The sequence below is a fragment of the Roseibium sp. Sym1 genome, from assembly GCF_027359675.1.
GTDB lineage: Bacteria > Pseudomonadota > Alphaproteobacteria > Rhizobiales > Stappiaceae > Roseibium.
In genome coordinates this window covers 4,025,780-4,044,484 of the sequence record NZ_CP114786.1, presented here as the reverse complement: position 1 = coordinate 4,044,484, position 18,705 = coordinate 4,025,780, and the positions used below count along the sequence as shown (strand labels likewise).

The 18,705-nt window shown below is 63.7% G+C and carries 19 protein-coding genes; 10 read left to right on the top strand and 9 right to left on the bottom strand.

What is annotated here, in order from left to right:
• The first annotated feature begins 1 nt into the window (after position 1).
• Together O6760_RS18375 and O6760_RS18370 are read left to right on the top strand one after the other, a co-directional pair.
• On the top strand, positions 2-547 hold the full coding sequence (locus O6760_RS18375; RefSeq protein ID WP_269581161.1) for a LuxR C-terminal-related transcriptional regulator: 546 nt from the start codon (positions 2-4) through the stop codon (positions 545-547).
• A gap of 40 nt (positions 548-587) precedes the next feature.
• Complete coding sequence (locus O6760_RS18370) at positions 588-1,631, top strand: PLP-dependent cysteine synthase family protein (protein WP_269581160.1); 1,044 nt, start codon at positions 588-590, stop codon at positions 1,629-1,631.
• A 21-nt stretch (positions 1,632-1,652) separates the two neighbouring features.
• Here O6760_RS18370 and O6760_RS18365 read toward each other — a convergent pair whose 3' ends face one another.
• On the bottom strand, positions 1,653-2,303 hold the full coding sequence (locus tag O6760_RS18365) for a pyridoxamine 5'-phosphate oxidase family protein (RefSeq protein ID WP_269581159.1): 651 nt from the start codon (positions 2,301-2,303) through the stop codon (positions 1,653-1,655).
• 225 nt (positions 2,304-2,528) lie between these two features.
• Positions 2,529-3,302, bottom strand: a complete 774-nt coding sequence (locus O6760_RS18360; RefSeq protein WP_269581158.1) for a winged helix-turn-helix transcriptional regulator — start codon at positions 3,300-3,302, stop codon at positions 2,529-2,531.
• 123 nt (positions 3,303-3,425) lie between these two features.
• Here O6760_RS18360 and O6760_RS18355 point away from each other — a divergent pair, with 123 nt between their 5' ends.
• Entirely contained in the window at positions 3,426-4,229 is an 804-nt protein-coding gene (locus tag O6760_RS18355; RefSeq protein ID WP_269581157.1) for a class I SAM-dependent methyltransferase, read from the top strand.
• A 38-nt stretch (positions 4,230-4,267) separates the two neighbouring features.
• Here the strand turns inward: O6760_RS18355 and O6760_RS18350 are convergent, their stop codons facing one another.
• On the bottom strand, positions 4,268-5,764 hold the full coding sequence (locus O6760_RS18350) for a sensor domain-containing diguanylate cyclase (protein WP_269581156.1): 1,497 nt from the start codon (positions 5,762-5,764) through the stop codon (positions 4,268-4,270).
• Between the two features lie 218 nt (positions 5,765-5,982).
• On the opposite strand from O6760_RS18350, the gene O6760_RS18345 reads away from it, so the two are divergent.
• Entirely contained in the window at positions 5,983-6,609 is a 627-nt protein-coding gene (locus tag O6760_RS18345; RefSeq protein WP_269581155.1) for a DUF1287 domain-containing protein, read from the top strand.
• Positions 6,610-6,624: 15 nt separating this feature from the next.
• Here the strand turns inward: O6760_RS18345 and O6760_RS18340 are convergent, their stop codons facing one another.
• Positions 6,625-7,356: a S1 family peptidase gene (locus tag O6760_RS18340; RefSeq protein WP_269581154.1), complete on the bottom strand. Its 732-nt coding sequence runs from the start codon at positions 7,354-7,356 to the stop codon at positions 6,625-6,627.
• Positions 7,357-7,606: 250 nt separating this feature from the next.
• Positions 7,607-9,184: a trimethylamine methyltransferase family protein gene (locus O6760_RS18335; RefSeq protein ID WP_269581153.1), complete on the bottom strand. Its 1,578-nt coding sequence runs from the start codon at positions 9,182-9,184 to the stop codon at positions 7,607-7,609.
• 95 nt (positions 9,185-9,279) lie between these two features.
• On the opposite strand from O6760_RS18335, the gene O6760_RS18330 reads away from it, so the two are divergent.
• Positions 9,280-10,251: a LysR substrate-binding domain-containing protein gene (locus O6760_RS18330; protein WP_269581152.1), complete on the top strand. Its 972-nt coding sequence runs from the start codon at positions 9,280-9,282 to the stop codon at positions 10,249-10,251.
• A gap of 3 nt (positions 10,252-10,254) precedes the next feature.
• On the opposite strand, the gene O6760_RS18325 is transcribed toward O6760_RS18330, so the two are convergent.
• On the bottom strand, positions 10,255-11,214 hold the full coding sequence (locus O6760_RS18325; protein WP_269581151.1) for a LysR family transcriptional regulator: 960 nt from the start codon (positions 11,212-11,214) through the stop codon (positions 10,255-10,257).
• Positions 11,215-11,306: 92 nt separating this feature from the next.
• Here O6760_RS18325 and O6760_RS18320 point away from each other — a divergent pair, with 92 nt between their 5' ends.
• The 5 genes from O6760_RS18320 to O6760_RS18300 are packed head-to-tail and all read left to right on the top strand — an operon-like array spanning position 11,307 to position 15,945.
• Complete coding sequence (locus O6760_RS18320) at positions 11,307-12,467, top strand: acyl-CoA dehydrogenase family protein (protein WP_269581150.1); 1,161 nt, start codon at positions 11,307-11,309, stop codon at positions 12,465-12,467.
• Positions 12,467-13,564, top strand: a complete 1,098-nt coding sequence (locus O6760_RS18315; RefSeq protein WP_269581149.1) for a CaiB/BaiF CoA transferase family protein — start codon at positions 12,467-12,469, stop codon at positions 13,562-13,564. Before O6760_RS18320 ends, O6760_RS18315 begins: the two co-directional genes overlap by 1 nt.
• Position 13,565: 1 nt before the next feature.
• The gene (locus O6760_RS18310) at positions 13,566-14,411 is read left to right on the top strand and encodes an FAS1-like dehydratase domain-containing protein (protein WP_269581148.1); all 846 of its coding nucleotides are present in this window, start codon (positions 13,566-13,568) and stop codon (positions 14,409-14,411) included.
• Positions 14,405-15,208, top strand: coding sequence for an HpcH/HpaI aldolase/citrate lyase family protein (locus O6760_RS18305; protein WP_269581147.1), 804 nt, complete (start codon positions 14,405-14,407; stop codon positions 15,206-15,208). Before O6760_RS18310 ends, O6760_RS18305 begins: the two co-directional genes overlap by 7 nt.
• Positions 15,205-15,945 (top strand): alpha/beta fold hydrolase, encoded by a 741-nt coding sequence (locus tag O6760_RS18300; protein WP_269581146.1) that lies wholly within the window; start codon positions 15,205-15,207, stop codon positions 15,943-15,945. The genes O6760_RS18305 and O6760_RS18300 overlap by 4 nt, the downstream gene beginning before the upstream one ends.
• A 79-nt stretch (positions 15,946-16,024) precedes the next feature.
• Here O6760_RS18300 and chrA read toward each other — a convergent pair whose 3' ends face one another.
• From chrA to O6760_RS18285, 3 genes are all read right to left on the bottom strand, one after another.
• Positions 16,025-17,329, bottom strand: a complete 1,305-nt coding sequence (gene chrA / locus O6760_RS18295; RefSeq protein ID WP_442969932.1) for a chromate efflux transporter — start codon at positions 17,327-17,329, stop codon at positions 16,025-16,027.
• A 34-nt stretch (positions 17,330-17,363) separates the two neighbouring features.
• Entirely contained in the window at positions 17,364-18,182 is an 819-nt protein-coding gene (locus O6760_RS18290; RefSeq protein WP_269581144.1) for a sulfurtransferase/chromate resistance protein, read from the bottom strand.
• A 183-nt stretch (positions 18,183-18,365) separates the two neighbouring features.
• A complete protein-coding gene (locus O6760_RS18285; protein WP_269581143.1) occupies positions 18,366-18,701 on the bottom strand; it encodes a cupin domain-containing protein in 336 nt (111 codons plus the stop codon).
• Between the last annotated feature and the right edge of the window lie 4 nt (positions 18,702-18,705).

The following is an 18,705-nucleotide window of genomic DNA, read 5'->3' as shown; positions in this document are numbered from 1 at the left end:
CATGGACGAATTGGCGGTGCTTGCATTCGAGAACGCTCCGATAGGACTTGCCTTCACGGAGAACCGGGACATTCGGCGCTGCAATCCAAGGCTTGCGGAGATGTTCGGCCATGCGCCCGAAGACCTCACCGGCGCGTCGCTCTCGATCCTCTATCCCTCTTCGGAAGAGTTTCAGTACATTGGCCGCATCGGCCAGGAGATCATGCGCGGCACCGGACGCTATCGGGACGAGCGCATCATGCGCCGCAAGTGCGGCCAGCTGTTCTGGTGCCGGGTACGCGGCCAGTCGCTCGACCCCGACGCCCCCTTTGCCCGGGCCGTCTGGAGTTTCGCCGATATTTCCGAGGACCGGCCGCTCGCCGAGATGAGCCTGCGCGAACGCCAGGTCGCCAAACTCCTGGCGGAAGGCAACACGACAAAGGAAATCGCCCGCCTGCTCGACCTGTCCCCGCGCACGGTGGAGGTGCACCGGGCCCGCCTGATGAAGAAATTCAGCGCCCGCAACAGCCTGGAGCTCGTCGCCCATATTGCGGGAATTCCTCTTTAGGGCCAGTCTTTCCGGAGTCGCATTCGGGGGAGACTGCAAGATGGACAAATGGGTGCATGACGCGATCGCCAAAATCAACGCGGATGCCCACCGTTCCGCCGACACGCATCTGTTCAAGCTGCACGGCCTGAGCTGTGAAGGTGTCGACATCTACCTGAAGGACGAAAGCACTCATCCGACCGGCAGCCTGAAACACCGCCTCGCCCGCTCCCTGTTCCTCTATGCGCTGTGCAACGGCGGGATCCGGGAGGGCACTCCGGTGATCGAAGCCTCGTCGGGCAGCACGGCGGTATCGGAAGCTTATTTCGCCCAGATGATCGGGGTTCCCTTCATTGCGGTGGTGCCGCGATCAACCGCGCACAGCAAGATCGAGCTGATCCGGCTTTATGGCGGCGAACCGCACTATGTCGGCTCCGCCCCGGAAATGCATGACGCCGCCGCGGCCCTGGCCGCGGAGATGGGCGGCCATTTCATGGACCAGTTCACCTATGCCGAAAGGGCAACCGACTGGCGCGGCAACAACAACATTGCCGAGAGCATCTTCGAGCAGATGGCCTTCGAGCCCCATCCCGTCCCGCGGATGCTGATCATGAGCGCCGGCACCGGCGGCACCTCGGCCACGCTTGGCCGTTTCATCCGCTACCGCGGCCACGACACCGAACTGACCGTGGTCGATCCGGAAAACTCGGTCTTCCACGACGCCTTCCGGACAGGCGACCGCAGCCTTGCCGCCAATTGTTCCAGCCGCATCGAGGGGATCGGCCGGCCGGCGGTCGAGCATTCCTTCCTGCCGGAGGTGATCGACCGGATGATCAAGGTGCCCGACGCGGCCAGCGTCGCCACCATGCTGTGGCTCGAAAGGCTGATCGGCCGCAAGGCAGGCGCTTCCACTGGCACCAATCTCTGGGGCACGCTCAAGATTGCCCGGGAAATGATCGAGCGGGGAGAACGGGGCTCCATCGTCACGGTCATGTGCGACAGCGGCCAGCGCTATCTCGATACCTATTACAACCCGGACTGGGTGGCGGAAAAATTCGGAGATCTTTCGGATTACACCCGGGAGCTGGAAGGTTGGTGCGCATAAACCGGAAGGCAGGGCTTCAACTCAGTAAAGCGTTCTCTTGTAGGTCGCCTCGAGCTCCTCGTCGATCCGGCGCATCTCGTTTTCATCCTCCGGCATGCCGTTGGTCTGGTCCAATATGATCCTTGCAAGACTGGGCATTCCGCCGCGATCCTGAAAATGCTCCGGATCCCAGAGGTGCGAGCGCCGGAACGCCTTGGCGCAATGCAGGAACACCTCGCGCACCTCGACAAGGATGGCAAGCCTGGGCTCGCGCCCTTGAACGCTCAAGTCCGCCAGCAGGTCCGGGGTAGTCACCAGAGTTGCCGTGCCGTTCACACGCAGCGTGTCGTCAAACCCCGGGATGAGGAACAGCAACCCGACATTGGGGTTTGCGATGATGTTGGCAAGACTGTCCAGACGGTTGTTTCCGGGCCGGTCCGGTATCGCCAGCGTCTTGTCGTCCAGGATCCTGACAAAACCGGCCGGATCCCCGCGCGGACTGACATCCGCCTTGCCGTCCATATCCTGCGTGCCAAGGCAGAGGAAAGGGGAACGGCGAATGAAGGCTTGCGCATGCTTGTCGAGCACATCCTGACATTTCTGAACCGCCAGGGGCGTGACCGCCGGAAACAGGCCGCGAAGGGCCTCTTCATCCCCGATGATATGTTCGGGATCAGACTTGTACTCCGTCATGCGATTGCCTCCTCAAAACGCAAACCGGCCCACGCTCGCCTGGGTGATTGCGGATGTATCGCAAGTGTGGGCACATACGGCAAAACCCCGGCATGAAAATATGAGGTACGTACCTCATAGTTAAGTGAATAGCCTCATTTGAGGTTGCAATCAACCCTGAAGAGCAACCTCATGCTCCGGCCCGGCTGCGCGAGGAACCATCCGTGGTTTGTTCGATCGGGCGGATCAGGCCGTGCCGGCATCGCCGATGCCGGGGTCGGAAATCGCGGCCGGACTTCCCGTCTCCCTGCCGCGCGGCTCCCTCCGGGCCGGACTGCCCTCGGCCGGCGGTGTGCCGGCCATGACGCCGAAATTGAACCAGGCGCCGAGTTTCCGGATCAGTTTCGGAGGCCCGTCGACGGTGAGACGGCCACTGTCGACGGCAACGTCGAGCGGCAGGTCGCCGCGATAGATATGGATGAGGTCCGGCAGGCTTGCCGACAGATAGAGATCCGTTTCTCCGCCGGGGTCGGAGACACAAAGGTCCAGGGTACCGTCCTCGCAGACAAACCAGTAGCGCCGTTTGTGCTCCGGCTGGTCGGTGACCGACAGTTTGACGACCCGCCGTGGTGTCCCGAAAACCCCCGGATTGACGGAATATTCCAGGCCCCAGATCAAGAGCCCGAGATCGAGTTCCCCGTCTTCCAGGTCCCGGCGGGTCCAGCGCTGTCCCCATACCGCCAGCGCACCGACCAGTGGCAGGAACTCGGCACCCGCCGCCGTCAGGTGGTAGGTCCAGCTCTTGCCGCTGACACTGCGTTGCCGTTCCACGAGGCCCTCGGCTTCCAGCTGGCGCAGGCGCCTCGTAAGCAAGGTGGCGGACATGTGCGGCACACCGCGATGAATGTCATTGAAGCGGCTGGCGCCCGCCCCGAGGTTGCGCAAGACCAAGGCCGTCCAGCGTTCGCAAAAGATCTCAGCGGCCTTGGCAATCGGGCAGAACTGGCCGTAGCTCTTCATCGGCACCTCCCATGATTGCGCCGATCATACCAGCCCGACCGGAACGCGAATACTCCAGTTCGTGGAGTAGCGCCGGGCGGTGTCCGCGCGCAGGTTGAAGATACAGCGAACATGGAGGACAAAATGGATATTCAGGTCCACGACAATCCGGCAGCCGCGATGTGGGGCAGCACCGGTGCCGCCTATGACGGCATCTCCTTCGGCCTTTCGGACACGATTTCCCATTGCGTGCAGATGCTCTGGCCGCGGCCGGCGGAACGGATCCTGGACATCGGCACAGGCACCGGCTGGGCCGCGCGCCTCGCGGCGCAGCGCGGCGCCAGGGTCACGGGTATCGACATCTCTCCGGGGATGCTTCACGCCGCGGAAAAACTGTCAAAGGGGTTGGATCCCCTGCCGGACTTCCTGAAGGCCCCGGCAGAAGCCCTGCCCTTCGAGGACGGTGAATTCGATGGCCTTGTTTCCACCTACGGGATCATCTTTTCGGGCGTGCCGGACAATGCCATTGCCGAAATGATGCGCGTTCTCAGGCCGGGGGGCCGGTTCGCCCTTGCCACATGGGCGGACGAAACGGAGGGATACATCCCGCGTTTCTTCCGCCTGATCGCCTCTTTTTCAAGTGCGCCGCCTCCCCCGGTCTCGCCCTTCGCATGGGGCAATCCGGACTGGCTGGCCGCGGCCCTTGGCAGGGATTTTGCGATTGCCACCCGGAAGCAGACGACGGTTCTATACGCGCCGGACGCAGAGACGGTGTGGCAGGAATACCTGAAAGGCTTCGGTCCCGTTGCCGCCACCCACGCCTCTCTTGACGGCACGGGACAGGCGGCCTTCAGGGACGCCTTCATGGACATGCACAGGCAATACGCGACAAATGCCGGTCTGGTTGTCCCAAGGCAGGCAGTGCTGGTGAAAGGAACGAGGCTCTGAGGACCGGAAAAGGCTCCCCACAGGCGCAACAAAGGCTGTCAGCTCGCCACGCGCATCCGGAAGCTCTTGTGGGTCATGACGTTGGCGCCGCTTTTCTTGGCCTGATACATGGCCTGGTCGGCACATTTGATCAGGTCTGCCGCGGTATCGGCATCGTCCGGGAAATAGGAAATGCCGATGCTGACACTGATCTGGATCGACTTGCTCTGGATCTCCGTCGGCTTGGAGATTTCGGAATAGATGCGCCGGGCACAGGAGACAACATCGTCCTCGCCGCAATAGTCGCCGATGATGACCGCGAATTCGTCTCCGCCGATCCGGGTGACGATATCGCCGTCCCGGGTGCATCTCTTGATGGTTTCGGCCACAGACTGCAACAGGGCGTCACCCACGGGATGGCCATGGCTGTCGTTGACCGGCTTGAACGTGTTCAGGTCCAGCATCATCAGCGCGAACTTGCGCTGTTCCCGATCCGCGATCCGGACATTGTCCTCCAGGCACTCGCTGAAATGAGCCCTGTTGGAGAGCCCGGTCAGATAGTCGGTCATGGCAAGACGCCTGACTTTTTCTTCGGTCTGCTTCAGCCGCGTGATGTCCGAATGGGTGCCCGACATGCGCAACGCTTTGCCGTCGCCGGTCCATTCGACCACACGGCCGCGGTCCAGCACCCAGACCCAGTTCCCGTCCTTGTGCCGCATGCGGATCTCGCAGTCGTAGGCTTCCTTCTGGCCGGAGAAGACTTCCTCAAGCTTCATCCGGGACTTTTTGACATCGTCCGGATGGGCAAGGCGCTCCCAGGTTGCCGGGGTGACGGGCTCCAGTTCCTCAAGACTGTATCCGACGATGTCCGCCCAGCGATCATTGTAGATTGCTTCGCCGGTCTGAACGTTCCGTTCCCAGGTACCGACATTGGTTCCAAAGATGATTTCCCGAAGCCGCAATTCGGATGACCGTAACTTGCGATGTGCGGCACCGCGTTCCAGCAGCAGGAAGAAGACGGCAACGAGCGAGACACCCAAAGTGACAATCAGAGCCAGCATCCACTGGTTGCTCGCCCGATAGGCGGAGGCCAGCTCCGCACTCTTCCGGTCGACCATCTCCTCAAGACGGTTCTTGTAGTGCCAGAGTTGCTCCTGGCGGTCCACGTCGGCAGAGATGTCGTGCACGATCGAGAGCAAAGCCGGTTCGCCCCGGTAGTTCACTGGTGTCGAATGCACTTCCACGCTGCGCACGGAGCCATCGGCGCGCTTGTGACGGAAGATGAAATAGTTCCGGTTTTCGGATTTCGCCAGCTGGCGCTCCGCCTTCACCTGGTCCGGCGTCAACTGATTGATGTCCTGGATGGCCATGTTCCGCAGGGTGGCTCGGTCGTAGCCGTAAAAAGCCTGCGCCGCCTTGTTGGCGTCGAGGATCGCACCTGTGTCCGGATCGATCAGCAGCATGCTGGCACTGTGATTGAGAAAGGCCTGTGCATAGGACAGGCTTTCCTGTGCGCAGGCAGCGGAAAACTGCAGCAGGAGCACCGAAGAAACCATAGCTATTTTTAACAGTATTTTGCTAAAAATCATGCGTAACCACCGTATTTTTACAAGTAAAAATCGAACTGATTAAATTTCCTGAAACACTATCGAATAAACTCACTTAACGTGACGCAGGGCAATTGCCTGCCGCTGGTTACTCCTGCCTGGGCGTCGCGCCCTATTGCCGACGCAGTCCATCCGTATCGATTTGCTCCCACAATGGAAGGAACGGTATGAAGCGGCGCGTTTTCCTGATCGGTACCGGATTGCTGACATGCGGGAGCATGCTCGGCACTGCGGCCACTCCGGCAAAAGCCATCGGGCAGGAACCTGAACCCTGGGCCGGGAAACTGATTGCCGCCGCTGAAAACCAGATCGGCATCACACTGACCTACGATCCCGCCTATGTCGGACTCGCCTTTCCGAACGGAGACATTCCCAGGGAACGCGGGGTTTGCACCGATGTCGTGATCCGGGCCTACCGGGACGCCTTCGGCTTCGACCTGCAGCGCGCGGTCAACCGGGACATGAAGGCGCATTTTTCCAGATATCCGAAGATATGGGGCCTGAAGGGTCCGGACCGCAACATCGACCACCGGCGCGTGCCAAACCTTCAGACGTTCTTTCGCCGCAAGGGCGCCGCCCTGCCCGTCAGCGACCGTGCGGGTGACTATGTGCCCGGCGACATCGTCTCCCAGATGCTGCCCGGCAACCTTCCCCATATCGCCATCGTCACGCACCGGATGTCCGCCGACGGAGAGCGCCCCATGCTGGTCCACAATATCGGCGCCGGAACACGGCTGGAGGACCGGCTGTTCGATTTCGAGATCACGGGCCGGTACCGGTTCAAGCCGGCATGACAGGTCTTTTCGCGTTCAGCCGTCCGTGAGCGTCATCAGGATATCCGCGTACCAGGCACAATTGAGGCCCAGCGCCTCGTCCAGCACCAGGTCGCGGGTGCCGACATCGAGCCTGGCGGAATGCACACCGAGAAGCTTCCAGGGCAGGTCTCCGGGCAGTCCTTCCAGTTCGCGCGCCCTCAAGACCACCGGTGCGCCGCTGGTGCCGCGATGGGTACGCGCATCGGTCAGGAAGTAGCCGAGCCCCTGGAACCGGAAACCGAAAGACGAGGCGACAACCGCGTGCCGCACCACCGGCATGTGATGCAGCGTGTCGTGAAAGCCCAGCGGAAAGCCGACCACCAGGATGGAACTGCCGATCTCGACGTGATCTTTCGGATCACACAGGTGCTGAGGTCCGAACGCCCTGTAGACAACCGTTTTGTCCAGCACGTCCCGGTCGATTTCAATCACCGCGACGTCGATTTCTCCCGCCGCATCCGTTCCCTGCCGCCAAAGGCTCTCACCGTTGCGATACAGGGGAATGGACAGGTTGACCGCGGCGGCCAGGTTCCGGGCATCGCTGTGCAACTCGATCTCGATCCTGTCGGGAAAGTGTTCACTGGCGGCATCGGCCATGACGTGACGGCTGGTCACCAGAAACAGCCGCTGGCCGCGCTCGAAGAAGAAGCTGCTGGCGGTCGTCAGCAGGGTCTGCCCCTGAAATGTAGAAATCCGCGGCGATGTCAGAAGAACGGGATCGATCATCCGCGCACCCGGCTCACGGCCCAGGACCGGCCTGCTGGTCCGGAAACAGTCATTAGCTGCGGCAATTCATTCTCCAGTTCAGCCGGAAGTCTTGTGGCGACAAACGCTAGAATGAAATGCCCGGCTGGACCAGTCGTTCCCGGTCATATGCGCAAAAGTGAGGCAGACGGACCGGTGCAGCGAGCCGATCAGCAGGCTTTCGGTGAAGATGAGGTCGCCGGACTGCCGGCGGAACGAGACCTGCCGAGCTTCAGTACCAGCGGTCTTCCATGGATGATTTCCTGCGCGCGACGAACTCCGTCAGCCGGTCGGCGATGCCGGGATCCAGTGGCGGCGCCTGGTAGGCGGCAAGCGTCTCCTTCCACGCCCTGTTGGCCCGGGTCGCGGCATCGACCGAGCCGTTTTCCTGCCAGGTCTCGAACGGCGTGTTGTCGGCGGCAGCCGCGTCGAAGAACGCGGTTTCGTAATTGCGCAGGGTATGCGCGCAGCCGAAGAAATGGTTGCCCGGGCCGACTTCGCGGAACGCGTCCAGCGCCAGCGTGTTGTCGTCGACGACAACGCTGCCGAGATAGGTATGCAACGCGCCGCAGAAATCCGCGTCCATCATGAATTTCTCATAGGACATGGACAGCAGGCCATCGAGGAAACCGGCCGAATGCAGGATGAAGTTGGCGCCGCAATGGATCGCCGACAGCATCGACATGGTGCCCTCGTTCATTGCCTGGGCATCCGGCAGTTTCGAAGTGGTGAAGTTGCCGGCGCAGCGCAGCGGCAGAGCGGCACGGCGCGCGAGCTGGCCGACCACCAGCGACCCGGCCGCCGGTTCCGGCGTGCCGAAGGTCGGCGAACCGGAGCGCAGGCTCATCGACGACAGGAAATTGCCGTAGATCACCGGCGCGCCCGGCCGCACCAGCTGGGTCAGGGCGCAGCCGGCCAGTGTTTCCGCATGGGCCTGGGCGATCGCCCCCGCCGTCGTCACCGGCCCCATGGCCCCGCCCAGGATGAACGGCACCAGCACGGTTCCCTGGTTGGCGGCCGCGTAGGCACGCAACACGCTGGTCATGGTGCCGTCCCAGACCAGAGGCGAATTGACGTTCAGGTTGCCCATGATGACGCAGTTGTTTTCGACAAAATCCGCGCCGAACACCATCCGGGCCATCTCGATGGAATCTTCCGCCCGTTCCTGCGCCGTCACCGACCCCAGGAACGGCCTGTCCGACAGGGTGACATGGGCCAGCACCATGTCGAGATGGCGCTTGTTGACCGGCACGTCCACCGGTTCGCAGATCGTGCCGCCGGAATGATGCAGCCAGGACGAGGACTGGGCCATCTTGATGAAATTTCGGAAATCCTCGATGGTGCCGTAGCGCCGCCCCTCGTCGAGATCCATCACGAAAGGGCTGCCATAGGCGGGGGCGAAGACGACGTTGTCACCGCCGATCTCGACGCTGTTGGCCGGATTGCGCGCATGCTGGGTGAACCGGCTCGGCGCGGTTCTCAGGAGTTCGGGGATGAGCCCCTTCGGAAAGCGGACGCGGACACCGTCCAGCTCGGCTCCGGCCCCCTTCCAGAGTGCGAGGCATTCCGGGTCGTCGCGGAACTCGATGCCGATCTCTGCCAGAAGCGTTTCCGCGGTTGCCTCGATGCGCACGAGACTCTCTTCGGAGAGAATGTCGTGGGGTGGCAACTGCCGCACGATATAGGGCCTGCCGAGCGGCGCGACGCTCACCGAACGCTTGGCCCGGCGTCCGGCGCGCCCGCCGCCGCGCCCGCCACGAACCGGTTCACCGACCTCTTCCCGGCTGGAAACATCTGAAACCGCAGCCATAACATCCTCCCAGAGCCATATCCTTTATCGATGCTAGGCGCTGGTTTTCGGTTTGTGACGCTTGAAAATTGTCATGCTTCGCATAAGGTTTGTTCATGGCAAACCTGCGCAGACTGCTGCCCTCCTTTCGCGGACTGGTCGCCTTTGAGGCCGCCGGACGGCTCGGGTCGTTTACCCGGGCGGGCGCCGAACTCGGCATGACCCAGTCGGCTGTCTCCTATTCGATCAAGGCCCTGGAAGAGGAGATCGGCCAGCCGCTGTTCCAGCGCGGTCATCGCGAGGTCCGTCTGACCGGCGCCGGCGACAGGCTGCATGCGGAGGTAACCCGCGGCCTCTACCTGCTGGCGGATGGCGTCCATGCGGTCCGGACCAGGCCGGCGGACGACGTTGTCACCGTCTCGGTCTCCACCGCCTTTGCCACCTTGTGGATCGCTCCGCGCCTTCAACTCCTGCGCACCGACCTTGCCGATATCGAACTGCGCCTGCACACGGCTGACCGGGACCTCGACATCGTTGCCGAGGACATCCCGCTCGGCATTCGCGGCGGCCGGCCGAAGGATTGGCCGGGCTACGCCAGTGCCCGCTTCGAGACGGAAGAGATCATCGCGGTCGCCTCTCCCGCCTATCTGGAAAAACACGGCACGCCGGAGCGGCCGCGGGACCTGCTCGACCATCACCTCGCCCATCTCGACGAGCCCTACCGCTATGCCGCCACCTGGAAAGACTGGCTGCGCTCGGCCGGTGTTCCCGGCACCGACAGGGTGCGCGGCTCACGCGCCAACGAATATGTCGCGGTGGTGCAGATGGCCCTCGACGGCGACGCCATCGCCCTCGGCTGGCGCCACCTGGTCGAAGCCTTCATCGACAATGGCCGTCTGCGGAAAGTCACCGGCCACACCTTCCGGACAGGCAACGGCTATTACGTCGTCTGGCCGAAGGATCGGGAACTGGACGACAATGCCAGGGAGGTCCGCGACTGGATGCTCCGGCAGAACCCGGAGGCTGACGCTTTCAATGACTTGAGCCGGTTGAACGTGATCCAGGACGGCTCCGGCGGGACGCGCTGACGGTCAGCCTGCCGGAACTCTTGCCCCCGCCCATTCGCCTGTGTCGCGCAGGCCGATAATCACTTCCTTGAGAAGGTCCCGGACCGCACCTTGCGCACGAGGCACGGGCCGGCCGGTGCGGGACATGAGGTGGGCGCCGCGCCACAGGCCGGGTGCCGCGATGTGGCTGACGGTGAGCGCGCCCGAGGCGACTTCTTCGCTGACCGCATAAAGCGGCAGGATCGACGGGCCGAAGCCGGCCGCGACCAGGCGCTTGATGTTGTTGAAGGAGTCGATCTCCATGGCGATCTCCGGAGTGAACCCAAGCTCCCGGCAGGTCCGGTCGATCAGCACCCGGAGCCCGTGTGCACCGCTCGGAAGGACCATCGGCTCGCCGTCCAGCGCAGCCAGGTCCAGCGTCTTTGGCGGGGCACTGCCACCGGGCCACAGCACCACCAGTTCCTCCTCCAGGAGGAGATCCGACAGGATATGCGGATCTCCTGACCTGCTGTAGAGCACGGCCAGGTCGACCTTTCCCTCCGACAGCCACTCACCGACGAACCCGCTCATCGCCTCGGTGATGTTGAGCGTGATCCTCGGATAACGCTCGCGCGCGGCCAGGATCAGCGGCAGGGACACCATCGCGCTGATCGTGCCGGGAAAACCGAGACGCACGATCCCGGCCGGGTCGCTGTCCAGATTGCGGATATCGTCCTCGGTGCGGGCCAGGTCATCCAGGATCCCCCGTGCCCGGCGCATCAGCAGGTCACCGGCTTCCGTCGGCCGGACGCCGGAGCGTCCGCGGGTGAGCAGTTTCGTGCCGAGCTGCTCTTCCATGTTTTTCACATGCAGCGACAGGGCCGGCTGGGCCACGTGCAGCCGCTCCGCGGCCCTTGTGAGAGATCCCTGCTCGGCGATTTCCAGAAAGTAGCGCAATTGCCGGAAGTCCATGTGAGCCTCGAAGCGAAATTCGTTTCCATACATTTTCTATATATCAAAGATCCAAAACATATATTTGTTTAATGCCATTCAAACGGCTTAACTGCGGTCAGTTCCCTTCCAGACGAAAAGACGCCATGACCGCCCAGCCAGACACATTTCAGGACATTCGCGACGGCATAAGGGCGCTGTGCGCCGGGTTTCCCGCCGAGTATCACCGCAAGATCGACGAGGCCCGTGGCTATCCGGAAGAGTTCGTTTCCGCCCTCACGAGCGCAGGCTGGATGGCGGCCCTGATCCCGGAAGACTATGGCGGCTCCGGTCTTGGCCTCACAGAAGCGTCGGTGATCATGGAGGAGATCAACCGGGCCGGCGGCAATTCCGGCGCCTGTCACGGGCAGATGTACAACATGACCACGCTGGTCCGGCACGGTTCCGAGGAGCAGCGCCAAAAGTACCTGCCGAAGATCGCCACCGGCGAATTGCGCCTGCAGTCGATGGGCGTCACCGAACCGACCACCGGCACGGACACCACGAAGATCAGGACAACGGCGGTGAAGAAGGGCGACCGCTATGTCGTCAACGGCCAGAAGGTCTGGATCAGCCGGGTGCAGCATTCCGACCTGATGATCCTGCTGGCGCGCACCACACCACTGAAGGACGTCCGGAAAAAGTCCGAGGGCCTGTCGATCTTCCTGGTCGACATCAGGGACGCCATGACGTCCGGCATGGAGGTGCGGCCGATCCCCAACATGGTCAATCACGAGACCAACGAACTCTTCTTCGACAATCTGGAGATCCCGGAGGAGAACCTGATCGGAGAGGAAGGCAGGGGCTTCAAATACATCCTCACAGGCCTCAACGCGGAGCGCACGCTGATCGCCGCCGAATGCATCGGCGACGGCTACTGGTTCACCGACAAGGTCACGGATTACGTGCGCGAACGCGAGGTCTTCGGCCGGCCGATCGGCCAGAACCAGGGCGTGCAGTTCCCGATCGCCGGGGCCTTCATCGAGGTCGAAGCCGCAAACCTGATGCGCTACAGGGCCTGTGAACTCTACGATGCCGGTGCGCCCTGCGGCACGGAGGCCAACATGGCCAAGTATCTGGCCGCCAAGGCCAGCTGGGAAGCCGCCAATGCCTGCCTGCAGTTCCATGGCGGCTTCGGCTTTGCCGCCGAATACGATGTCGAGCGCAAGTTCCGCGAGACCCGCCTCTACCAGGTGGCACCGATCTCCACCAACCTGATCCTCTCCTATGTCGCCGAGCACGTGCTCGGCCTGCCGAGGTCGTTCTGATGGTCTTGCCGCTCGAAGGATTGAAGGTCGTCGCCGTCGAACAGGCGGTCGCCGCTCCCTTTGCCTCTTCGCGCCTTGCCGATGCGGGGGCGCAGGTCATCAAGATCGAGCGCCCCGAAGGTGATTTCGCCCGAGGTTACGACGATGTCGCCAGGGGTCAGTCGAGCTATTTCGTCTGGCTCAACCGGGGCAAGGACAGCGTGACGCTGGATCTGGCCTCGAAGACAGGCAAGGCCGCGCTTGGCGAGCTGATCGCCGAAGCCGATGTCCTGATCCAGAACCTGAAGCCCGGCGCCCTTGCCCGGCTCGGGTTTGATCCCGACAGGCTCACGCGGGAACATCCCCGCCTGATCACCTGCTCCATCAGCGGCTTCGGCGAGAGCGGCCCGATGGCGGACCGCAAGGCCTATGACCTGCTGATCCAGGCAGAAACCGGCCTTTGCTCGATCACCGGCGGACCGAACGAGCCGTCCCGCGTCGGCATTTCCGTCGTCGACATCGCCACCGGCGCCACCGCCTATGCCGCGATCCTGGAAGCCCTGATCCAGCGCGGCATCACCGGCAGGGGCTCTCAGATCTCCGTCTCCATGTTCGACGTGCTCGCCGACTGGTTGACCGTGCCGCTGCTCAACCATGAGGGCGGTCACAGCCCGAAACGGGTCGGGCTGGCCCATCCCTCGATTTCGCCCTATGGCGTTTTCACCGCCAAGGACGGCACGCCGATCCTGATCTCGATCCAGAGCGACCGGGAGTGGCGGACGCTCTGCAGCGACTTCATCGGCCGGCCGGAGCTCGGCACCGATCCCCGCTTTGCCACCAATGTCGCCCGGGTCGGCAACCGGTCCGAGACGGACGGCGCTGTTGCCGAAGCCTTTGCGCGTTATGACGCGGAGACTGCCATCGCGCGCCTGACCCGGGCCGGCATCGCGCTGGCCACCGTCAACGACATGGCGGGCCTCTCCGTCCATCCGCATCTGCGGCGGATCACCGTTGACAGTCCGTGTGGTCCGATCTCCTTCCCTGCCCCTGCCGCGATCTTCAAGGACGCTCCGCGCTCCTATGGCCCGATCCCGGCCCTCACCCCGCTGGAGAGCTGACATGAGCCTCGACATCGACCATCTGCGCGGCTGGATCGGGCGTCAGGACAGCGCCTCGGAAACCTTGAGTCCCGCGCTTGTACGCCAGTTCAACGCCACCTTCGACCGCGCCTCCGGCGAAGACATGGGAGACGTGGCGCCGCTCCTGATCCATTTCTGCCTGGCCCAGCCGAGTGTCCCGACAGCCGAACTCGGCCCGGACGGCCATGCTGCCCGTGGCGGTTTCCTGCCGCCTGTGCCCCTGCCCCGGCGCATGTGGGCAGGGGGCGCCTTCACCTTTTCCGGTGACATCCGGATCGGCGACGAGGTCACGCGGCTGTCGACGGTGAAGGATGTCGTCCTCAAGCAGGGCCGCACCGGCCCGCTCTGCTTCGTCACCGTGGAGCATGCGGTCACCGCCAACGGACGGCCCGTCCTGACGGAACGCCAGGACATCGTCTACCGGGAGTCCCCTGCAAGGGACCAGCCGCCGGCAAAGCCCGCAACCGAGCCGGCGCCACCTGGTGACCGGTCGCAAAGGATCACCCCGTCCGCCGCCTATCTGTTCCGCTATTCCGCCATGACCTTCAATGGTCACCGCATCCATTACGACAAGGATTACGTCCGCGAGGTCGAGGGCTATCCCGGACTGATCGTGCACGGCCCCCTGCAGGCCACCCTGCTCTGCCAGTTCGCCGCCGACCTGAAGGGGCGCCGCCCGGACCGCTTCGGCTTCCGCAGTATCGGCACGATCTTCGACACGGGCGACTTCACCGTGAACGCAAGTGAAGGCGAGAACGGCAGCCTGCGCCTCTGGACCGCCCAGGAAAACGGTCCGGTCGCCATGGAGGCGAGCGCGTCATGGTGACCTCCGTTCAAGCCCCGCTCTTCGTGCCCGCCAACCGGCCCGAACGCTTTGCCAAGGCGGCCTTGAGCGACGCGGATGCGGTCATTCTCGATCTGGAAGACGCGGTTCCAGCAGCAGAAAAGGACAGCGCCCGGGCAAATCTTGCGGCGGATTTCACGGACAAGCCTGTGCTCGTCCGGATTAACGCTGCCGGCACGACGTCCTTTCAGGCGGATGTCGATGCCCTGAAGGCGCTCGACGTCGCTGCGGTCATCCTGCCCAAGGCGGAAGAAACAACAAACGTCACGGCACTCTGGACGGCCCTCGATGGCCGGGTGCCTGTCATCGCCCTGATCGAGACCGCCGCGGGTCTTGCCAATGCCCGCGCGCTGGCGAGCCTGGAAGGCGTTGTGCGCCTTGCCTTCGGGTCGATCGACTATTGCGCCGATCTCGGCTGCGCCCACAAGCGCGAGGTGCTGCTGCCGGTGCGATCCGAACTGGTGCTGGCCTCCAAACTCGCCGGCATTGCCGCCCCGATCGATGGGGTGACTGCGGACCTCGCCGACCCTGAGGCCGCCTACACAGACGCTGCTCATGCCAAGGATCTCGGCATGACCGGCAAGCTCTGCATTCACCCGAAGCAGATCGACGAGGTCCGGCGGGCTTTTGCTCCAACCAAGGCAGAGTGCGATTGGGCCGGCCGCGTTCTGGCCAGCGGCGACGGCGCCGCCACCGTCGACGGCGCAATGGTCGACGAGCCGGTCCGCATCCGGGCACGGGCGATTCTTGCGGCAGCCTCACGGGGAGAAGCGCAATGAGCCTGCCACAGATTGTCCTGATCCCGGGCCTGATGAACGACGCCGATCTCTGGCGCGACCAGATTGCAGGACTGGAAGACATCGCAAGGCCGCGCGTTGCCGACATCACGCGGGGGGACACGCTGGCGGTGCTCGCCGAAATGGTGCTGGCGACCAGCGCCGACACGTTCGCGCTGGCCGGCTTTTCCCTCGGCGGCCTTGTCGCCCAGGAAATCATGCGCCGCGCACCGGAACGCGTCACCCATCTGGCGCTGCTCGACACGACCATGCTGCCGGACACGCCGGAGCGCACCGCCGAGCGCGAAGCCCTCGTCGCCCAGGCGAAGAAACCCGGCCGCTTTCATGGCTTTGGCCGCAAGCTCGCAAGGTCCTACCTTTCACCGGACAACCAGTCCAATCACGTGCTGATCGATCGGGTGCGCGCCATGACCGAACGGCTCGGCCCGGACGTGTTCATCCGCCAGAGCCGGGTCGACCGCCCGGACAGCCGTTCGTCGCTCACCCGGATCAGCTGTCCCACGCTGGTTTTGTGCGGCCGCCACGACGTGTTGACGCCGCCGTCCCTGCACGAGGACATGGCGCGCCGCATTCCCGGCGCGGAGCTGGTCATTCTGGAGGAAAGCGGCCACCTGACGCCGATCGAGGAACCGGAGAAGGTCACGGCAAAGTTGAGACAGCTGCTGGGGCGCACAAGCGCCTCCGGCACCCGAACTGCCGAAGCGGCATCAGAGTCTTGACCGCATTTTCTGAATCAGTTTGCCACCGATTTGAATCAAGCTCTTAACACGCGACTGGACAGCCGACCTGCCGCTCCCCTCAAATCTGCGACAGCAGTACCCCGCCGAGCGCCGAAGCCAGCAGCACCCAGATCAGCCCGAGATGGAAACGCAGCAGCAGGACACCGCACAGGACGGCCAGCACCGGCACGCGCCAGTCGAGGCTGGACATATTCGGCAGCCATAGCGTCAGCCAGCCCCATTGCTCCGACCTGACATCCTGGAAAAAGACGTGCAGCGCGAACCAGACCGACAGGTTGAGGACAACGCCGACCACGGCCGCGATGATCGCGGAGAGCGCGGATTTCAGGCGCGGCTGCGCCGAGATCCACTCGATGTAGGGCGCGCCGGCGAAGATCCAGAGGAAACAGGGCGCGAAGGTCGCCCAGAGCGCCACGAGGCCACCGGCAAGACCGAGCAGCAGGCCGCCATTCTTGGCGGCAGCCAGGAAGCCGACAAACTGCGTCACCAGGATCAGCGGACCGGGTGTGGTCTCGGCAAGGCCCAGACCGTCCATCATCTCGCCGGCGCTGAGCCAGCCCTGGATGGTGACGACATCCTGCGCCATGTAGGCAAGCACCGCGTAGGCACCGCCGAAGGTGACCACGGCGAGCTTGGAAAAGAACCAGCCGAGATCGCTCAGGATGGGCAGGCCGGTCACAGCTTCAAGGAGCGCGAGCGGCCCGAGCCAGATGAGGAGCCAGACGGCAATCGTCTTCAGCGTTCCGGCCAGCGACACGCCGACCGCCACCGGCGCGCCTCCCCCCGCCCCTTTGTGCGCGGCGGAAAACACGGCGCCGAACAGCCCGGCCGCGAGCACGATCAGCGGGAACGGCAAGGCCAGAAAGAAGATCGCCACGAAGGCAAGGCCTGCGATCACCCATTGCCGCCGTTCCGTGAGTGCCCGCCTGGACAGGCGCAGCAGCGCTTCCAGCACCACAATCAGCACGGCGGCCTTGATGCCGAGGAACAGCTGGCTGACCAGCGGCACATTGCCGAAAAGCGCATAGACCGTCGCCAGGACAAAGATCGCCAGCGCCCCGGGCACGACGAACAGGAGACCCGCCAGCAGCCCGCCGGCGGTGCCGCGCAATTTCCAGCCGCAATAGGTCGCAAGCTGCATCGCTTCCGGTCCGGGCAGCAGCATGCAGAAACCGAGCGCGTTGACGTAGCTGCGCTCGGTGAGCCAGCTGGTCTCGTCGACCAGCTTGCGGTGCATCAGCGCGATCTGCGCCGCCGGACCGCCAAAGGACAGCAGGCCGATACCGCCGAAGACGGCAACAAGCCTCTGCCAGGACGAATCCGGTACGCCCCCGGGAGCGGCACCGGGAGCGGCACCGGACATTTCCGGCGCCGTATGCTGATGTGCGGTCACGGCGTCAGCCCTTCCTGCTCGCGGATGGCCAGTCATGGCCTTCCTCTACCGCATCCCGGGCCCAACGGTAATAGGCATCATAGAGAAGCATACCCGCCTCGAGCTGCCTGAGGTCGTCCTTGTACATGCGCGACAGGCCGAGCGAAGCAGCCAGAAGACCCGCCGCTTCGGGGGCAAGGTCATGCCGGTTGGTATCGGCGCCGCGCACGATCGTCGCGAGGCGTTTGAGCGGTTTCGTCGTCAGGCCGAATTCCGCCACCATCGTATCAAAGCTGCAGGTCTCGCCGCGGTGGCTCCAGAAGACATCCTCGACATCGAACGGCGTCGCGCCGTAGCGCTCGGCCACGCCGGTCACTTCCGATGGCGCAACGAACAGAAACCGGGCGGAGGGATCGACAAAGCGCCGGACCAGCCAGGGACAGGCGATCCGGTCGATCTTCGGCCGGTGCCGGGTCACCCAGACGGTCTGACCCTGATCGTTGCGAGCGGGAATGCTGGCAGCCGGCACTCTTGGCAGATCCGCCTCCTTCCACGCTGTCGTTCCACCCTCCAGGACTTCCGCGTCGACGCCGGCGGTGCGCAGAATTGCGGCCGCTCCGGCGCTGAGCTTCAGGCCCTTCCAGCAGACCACGACAACCTTCCGGCCCGCGAGTTTCGGCGCCAGGGCATCGATTTGTCCGAACGGGTGACGAAACGCGGATGGAATGAACCAGGGATCGGCGTCAAAGTCCTCGTCGATGCGCACATCGACAAGGACCGGCGCATCCGGCAGGCCGACAAGACGGTGAAGCTGGGAAACGGTGATCGTATTCGGAGACGGCATGGCGCGTCCTCCCTTGAGCTAGGGGATTCAAGAGCGCTTCGCTCCAACGGGAAGCGCTCCAAGGACACGAAACTTCAGCTGACGCCTCACGGGGTGTTCGCTCGCCCCATGGGGTTTAAGTGCCAAATTGGCCGGGGACTGTCAAGATTGCCGCCAGCGCCCGGTCCATGAGCTGTCCCGCAATCACCCCCGGATCGGATAGCGATCGGGTTCCTCGAACACGTCGATCACCTTGGTACCGGCCTTGATCACCGCACCGTGCTCGGCCCCGCTGGGAATATCGTAGATGGCGCCCGGTCCGAGCGTTTTTGTCTCCCCGGCGATGGTAAACTCGATTTCGCCGCTCAGGACCGTGCCCCATTGCGCCAGGTGCGAATGCGGCGGCAGTACCATGTCCTTCACAAAGTCGAAGAAGACCACGAGCCCCTGGTCCGAACGCACCGCGTAGGATTTCACCACGTCCTCCGGGAACGGGATCTCCAGGGCTGGAAATTTGCGAATGAAGTCTGGCAGTTGCATGGTT

Coding starts and splice junctions, on each gene's coding strand:
- O6760_RS18375 (WP_269581161.1), top strand. CDS start 2: ATGGACGAATTGGCGGTGCTTGCATTCGAGAACGCTCCGATAGGACTT.
- O6760_RS18370 (WP_269581160.1), top strand. CDS start 588: ATGGACAAATGGGTGCATGACGCGATCGCCAAAATCAACGCGGATGCC.
- O6760_RS18365 (WP_269581159.1), bottom strand. CDS start 2,303: ATGACGGAGTACAAGTCTGATCCCGAACATATCATCGGGGATGAAGAG.
- O6760_RS18360 (WP_269581158.1), bottom strand. CDS start 3,302: ATGAAGAGCTACGGCCAGTTCTGCCCGATTGCCAAGGCCGCTGAGATC.
- O6760_RS18355 (WP_269581157.1), top strand. CDS start 3,426: ATGGATATTCAGGTCCACGACAATCCGGCAGCCGCGATGTGGGGCAGC.
- O6760_RS18350 (WP_269581156.1), bottom strand. CDS start 5,764: ATGGTTTCTTCGGTGCTCCTGCTGCAGTTTTCCGCTGCCTGCGCACAG.
- O6760_RS18345 (WP_269581155.1), top strand. CDS start 5,983: ATGAAGCGGCGCGTTTTCCTGATCGGTACCGGATTGCTGACATGCGGG.
- O6760_RS18340 (WP_269581154.1), bottom strand. CDS start 7,356: ATGATCGATCCCGTTCTTCTGACATCGCCGCGGATTTCTACATTTCAG.
- O6760_RS18335 (WP_269581153.1), bottom strand. CDS start 9,184: ATGGCTGCGGTTTCAGATGTTTCCAGCCGGGAAGAGGTCGGTGAACCG.
- O6760_RS18330 (WP_269581152.1), top strand. CDS start 9,280: ATGGCAAACCTGCGCAGACTGCTGCCCTCCTTTCGCGGACTGGTCGCC.
- O6760_RS18325 (WP_269581151.1), bottom strand. CDS start 11,214: ATGTATGGAAACGAATTTCGCTTCGAGGCTCACATGGACTTCCGGCAA.
- O6760_RS18320 (WP_269581150.1), top strand. CDS start 11,307: ATGACCGCCCAGCCAGACACATTTCAGGACATTCGCGACGGCATAAGG.
- O6760_RS18315 (WP_269581149.1), top strand. CDS start 12,467: ATGGTCTTGCCGCTCGAAGGATTGAAGGTCGTCGCCGTCGAACAGGCG.
- O6760_RS18310 (WP_269581148.1), top strand. CDS start 13,566: ATGAGCCTCGACATCGACCATCTGCGCGGCTGGATCGGGCGTCAGGAC.
- O6760_RS18305 (WP_269581147.1), top strand. CDS start 14,405: ATGGTGACCTCCGTTCAAGCCCCGCTCTTCGTGCCCGCCAACCGGCCC.
- O6760_RS18300 (WP_269581146.1), top strand. CDS start 15,205: ATGAGCCTGCCACAGATTGTCCTGATCCCGGGCCTGATGAACGACGCC.
- chrA (WP_442969932.1), bottom strand. CDS start 17,329: ATGTCCGGTGCCGCTCCCGGTGCCGCTCCCGGGGGCGTACCGGATTCG.
- O6760_RS18290 (WP_269581144.1), bottom strand. CDS start 18,182: ATGCCGTCTCCGAATACGATCACCGTTTCCCAGCTTCACCGTCTTGTC.
- O6760_RS18285 (WP_269581143.1), bottom strand. CDS start 18,701: ATGCAACTGCCAGACTTCATTCGCAAATTTCCAGCCCTGGAGATCCCG.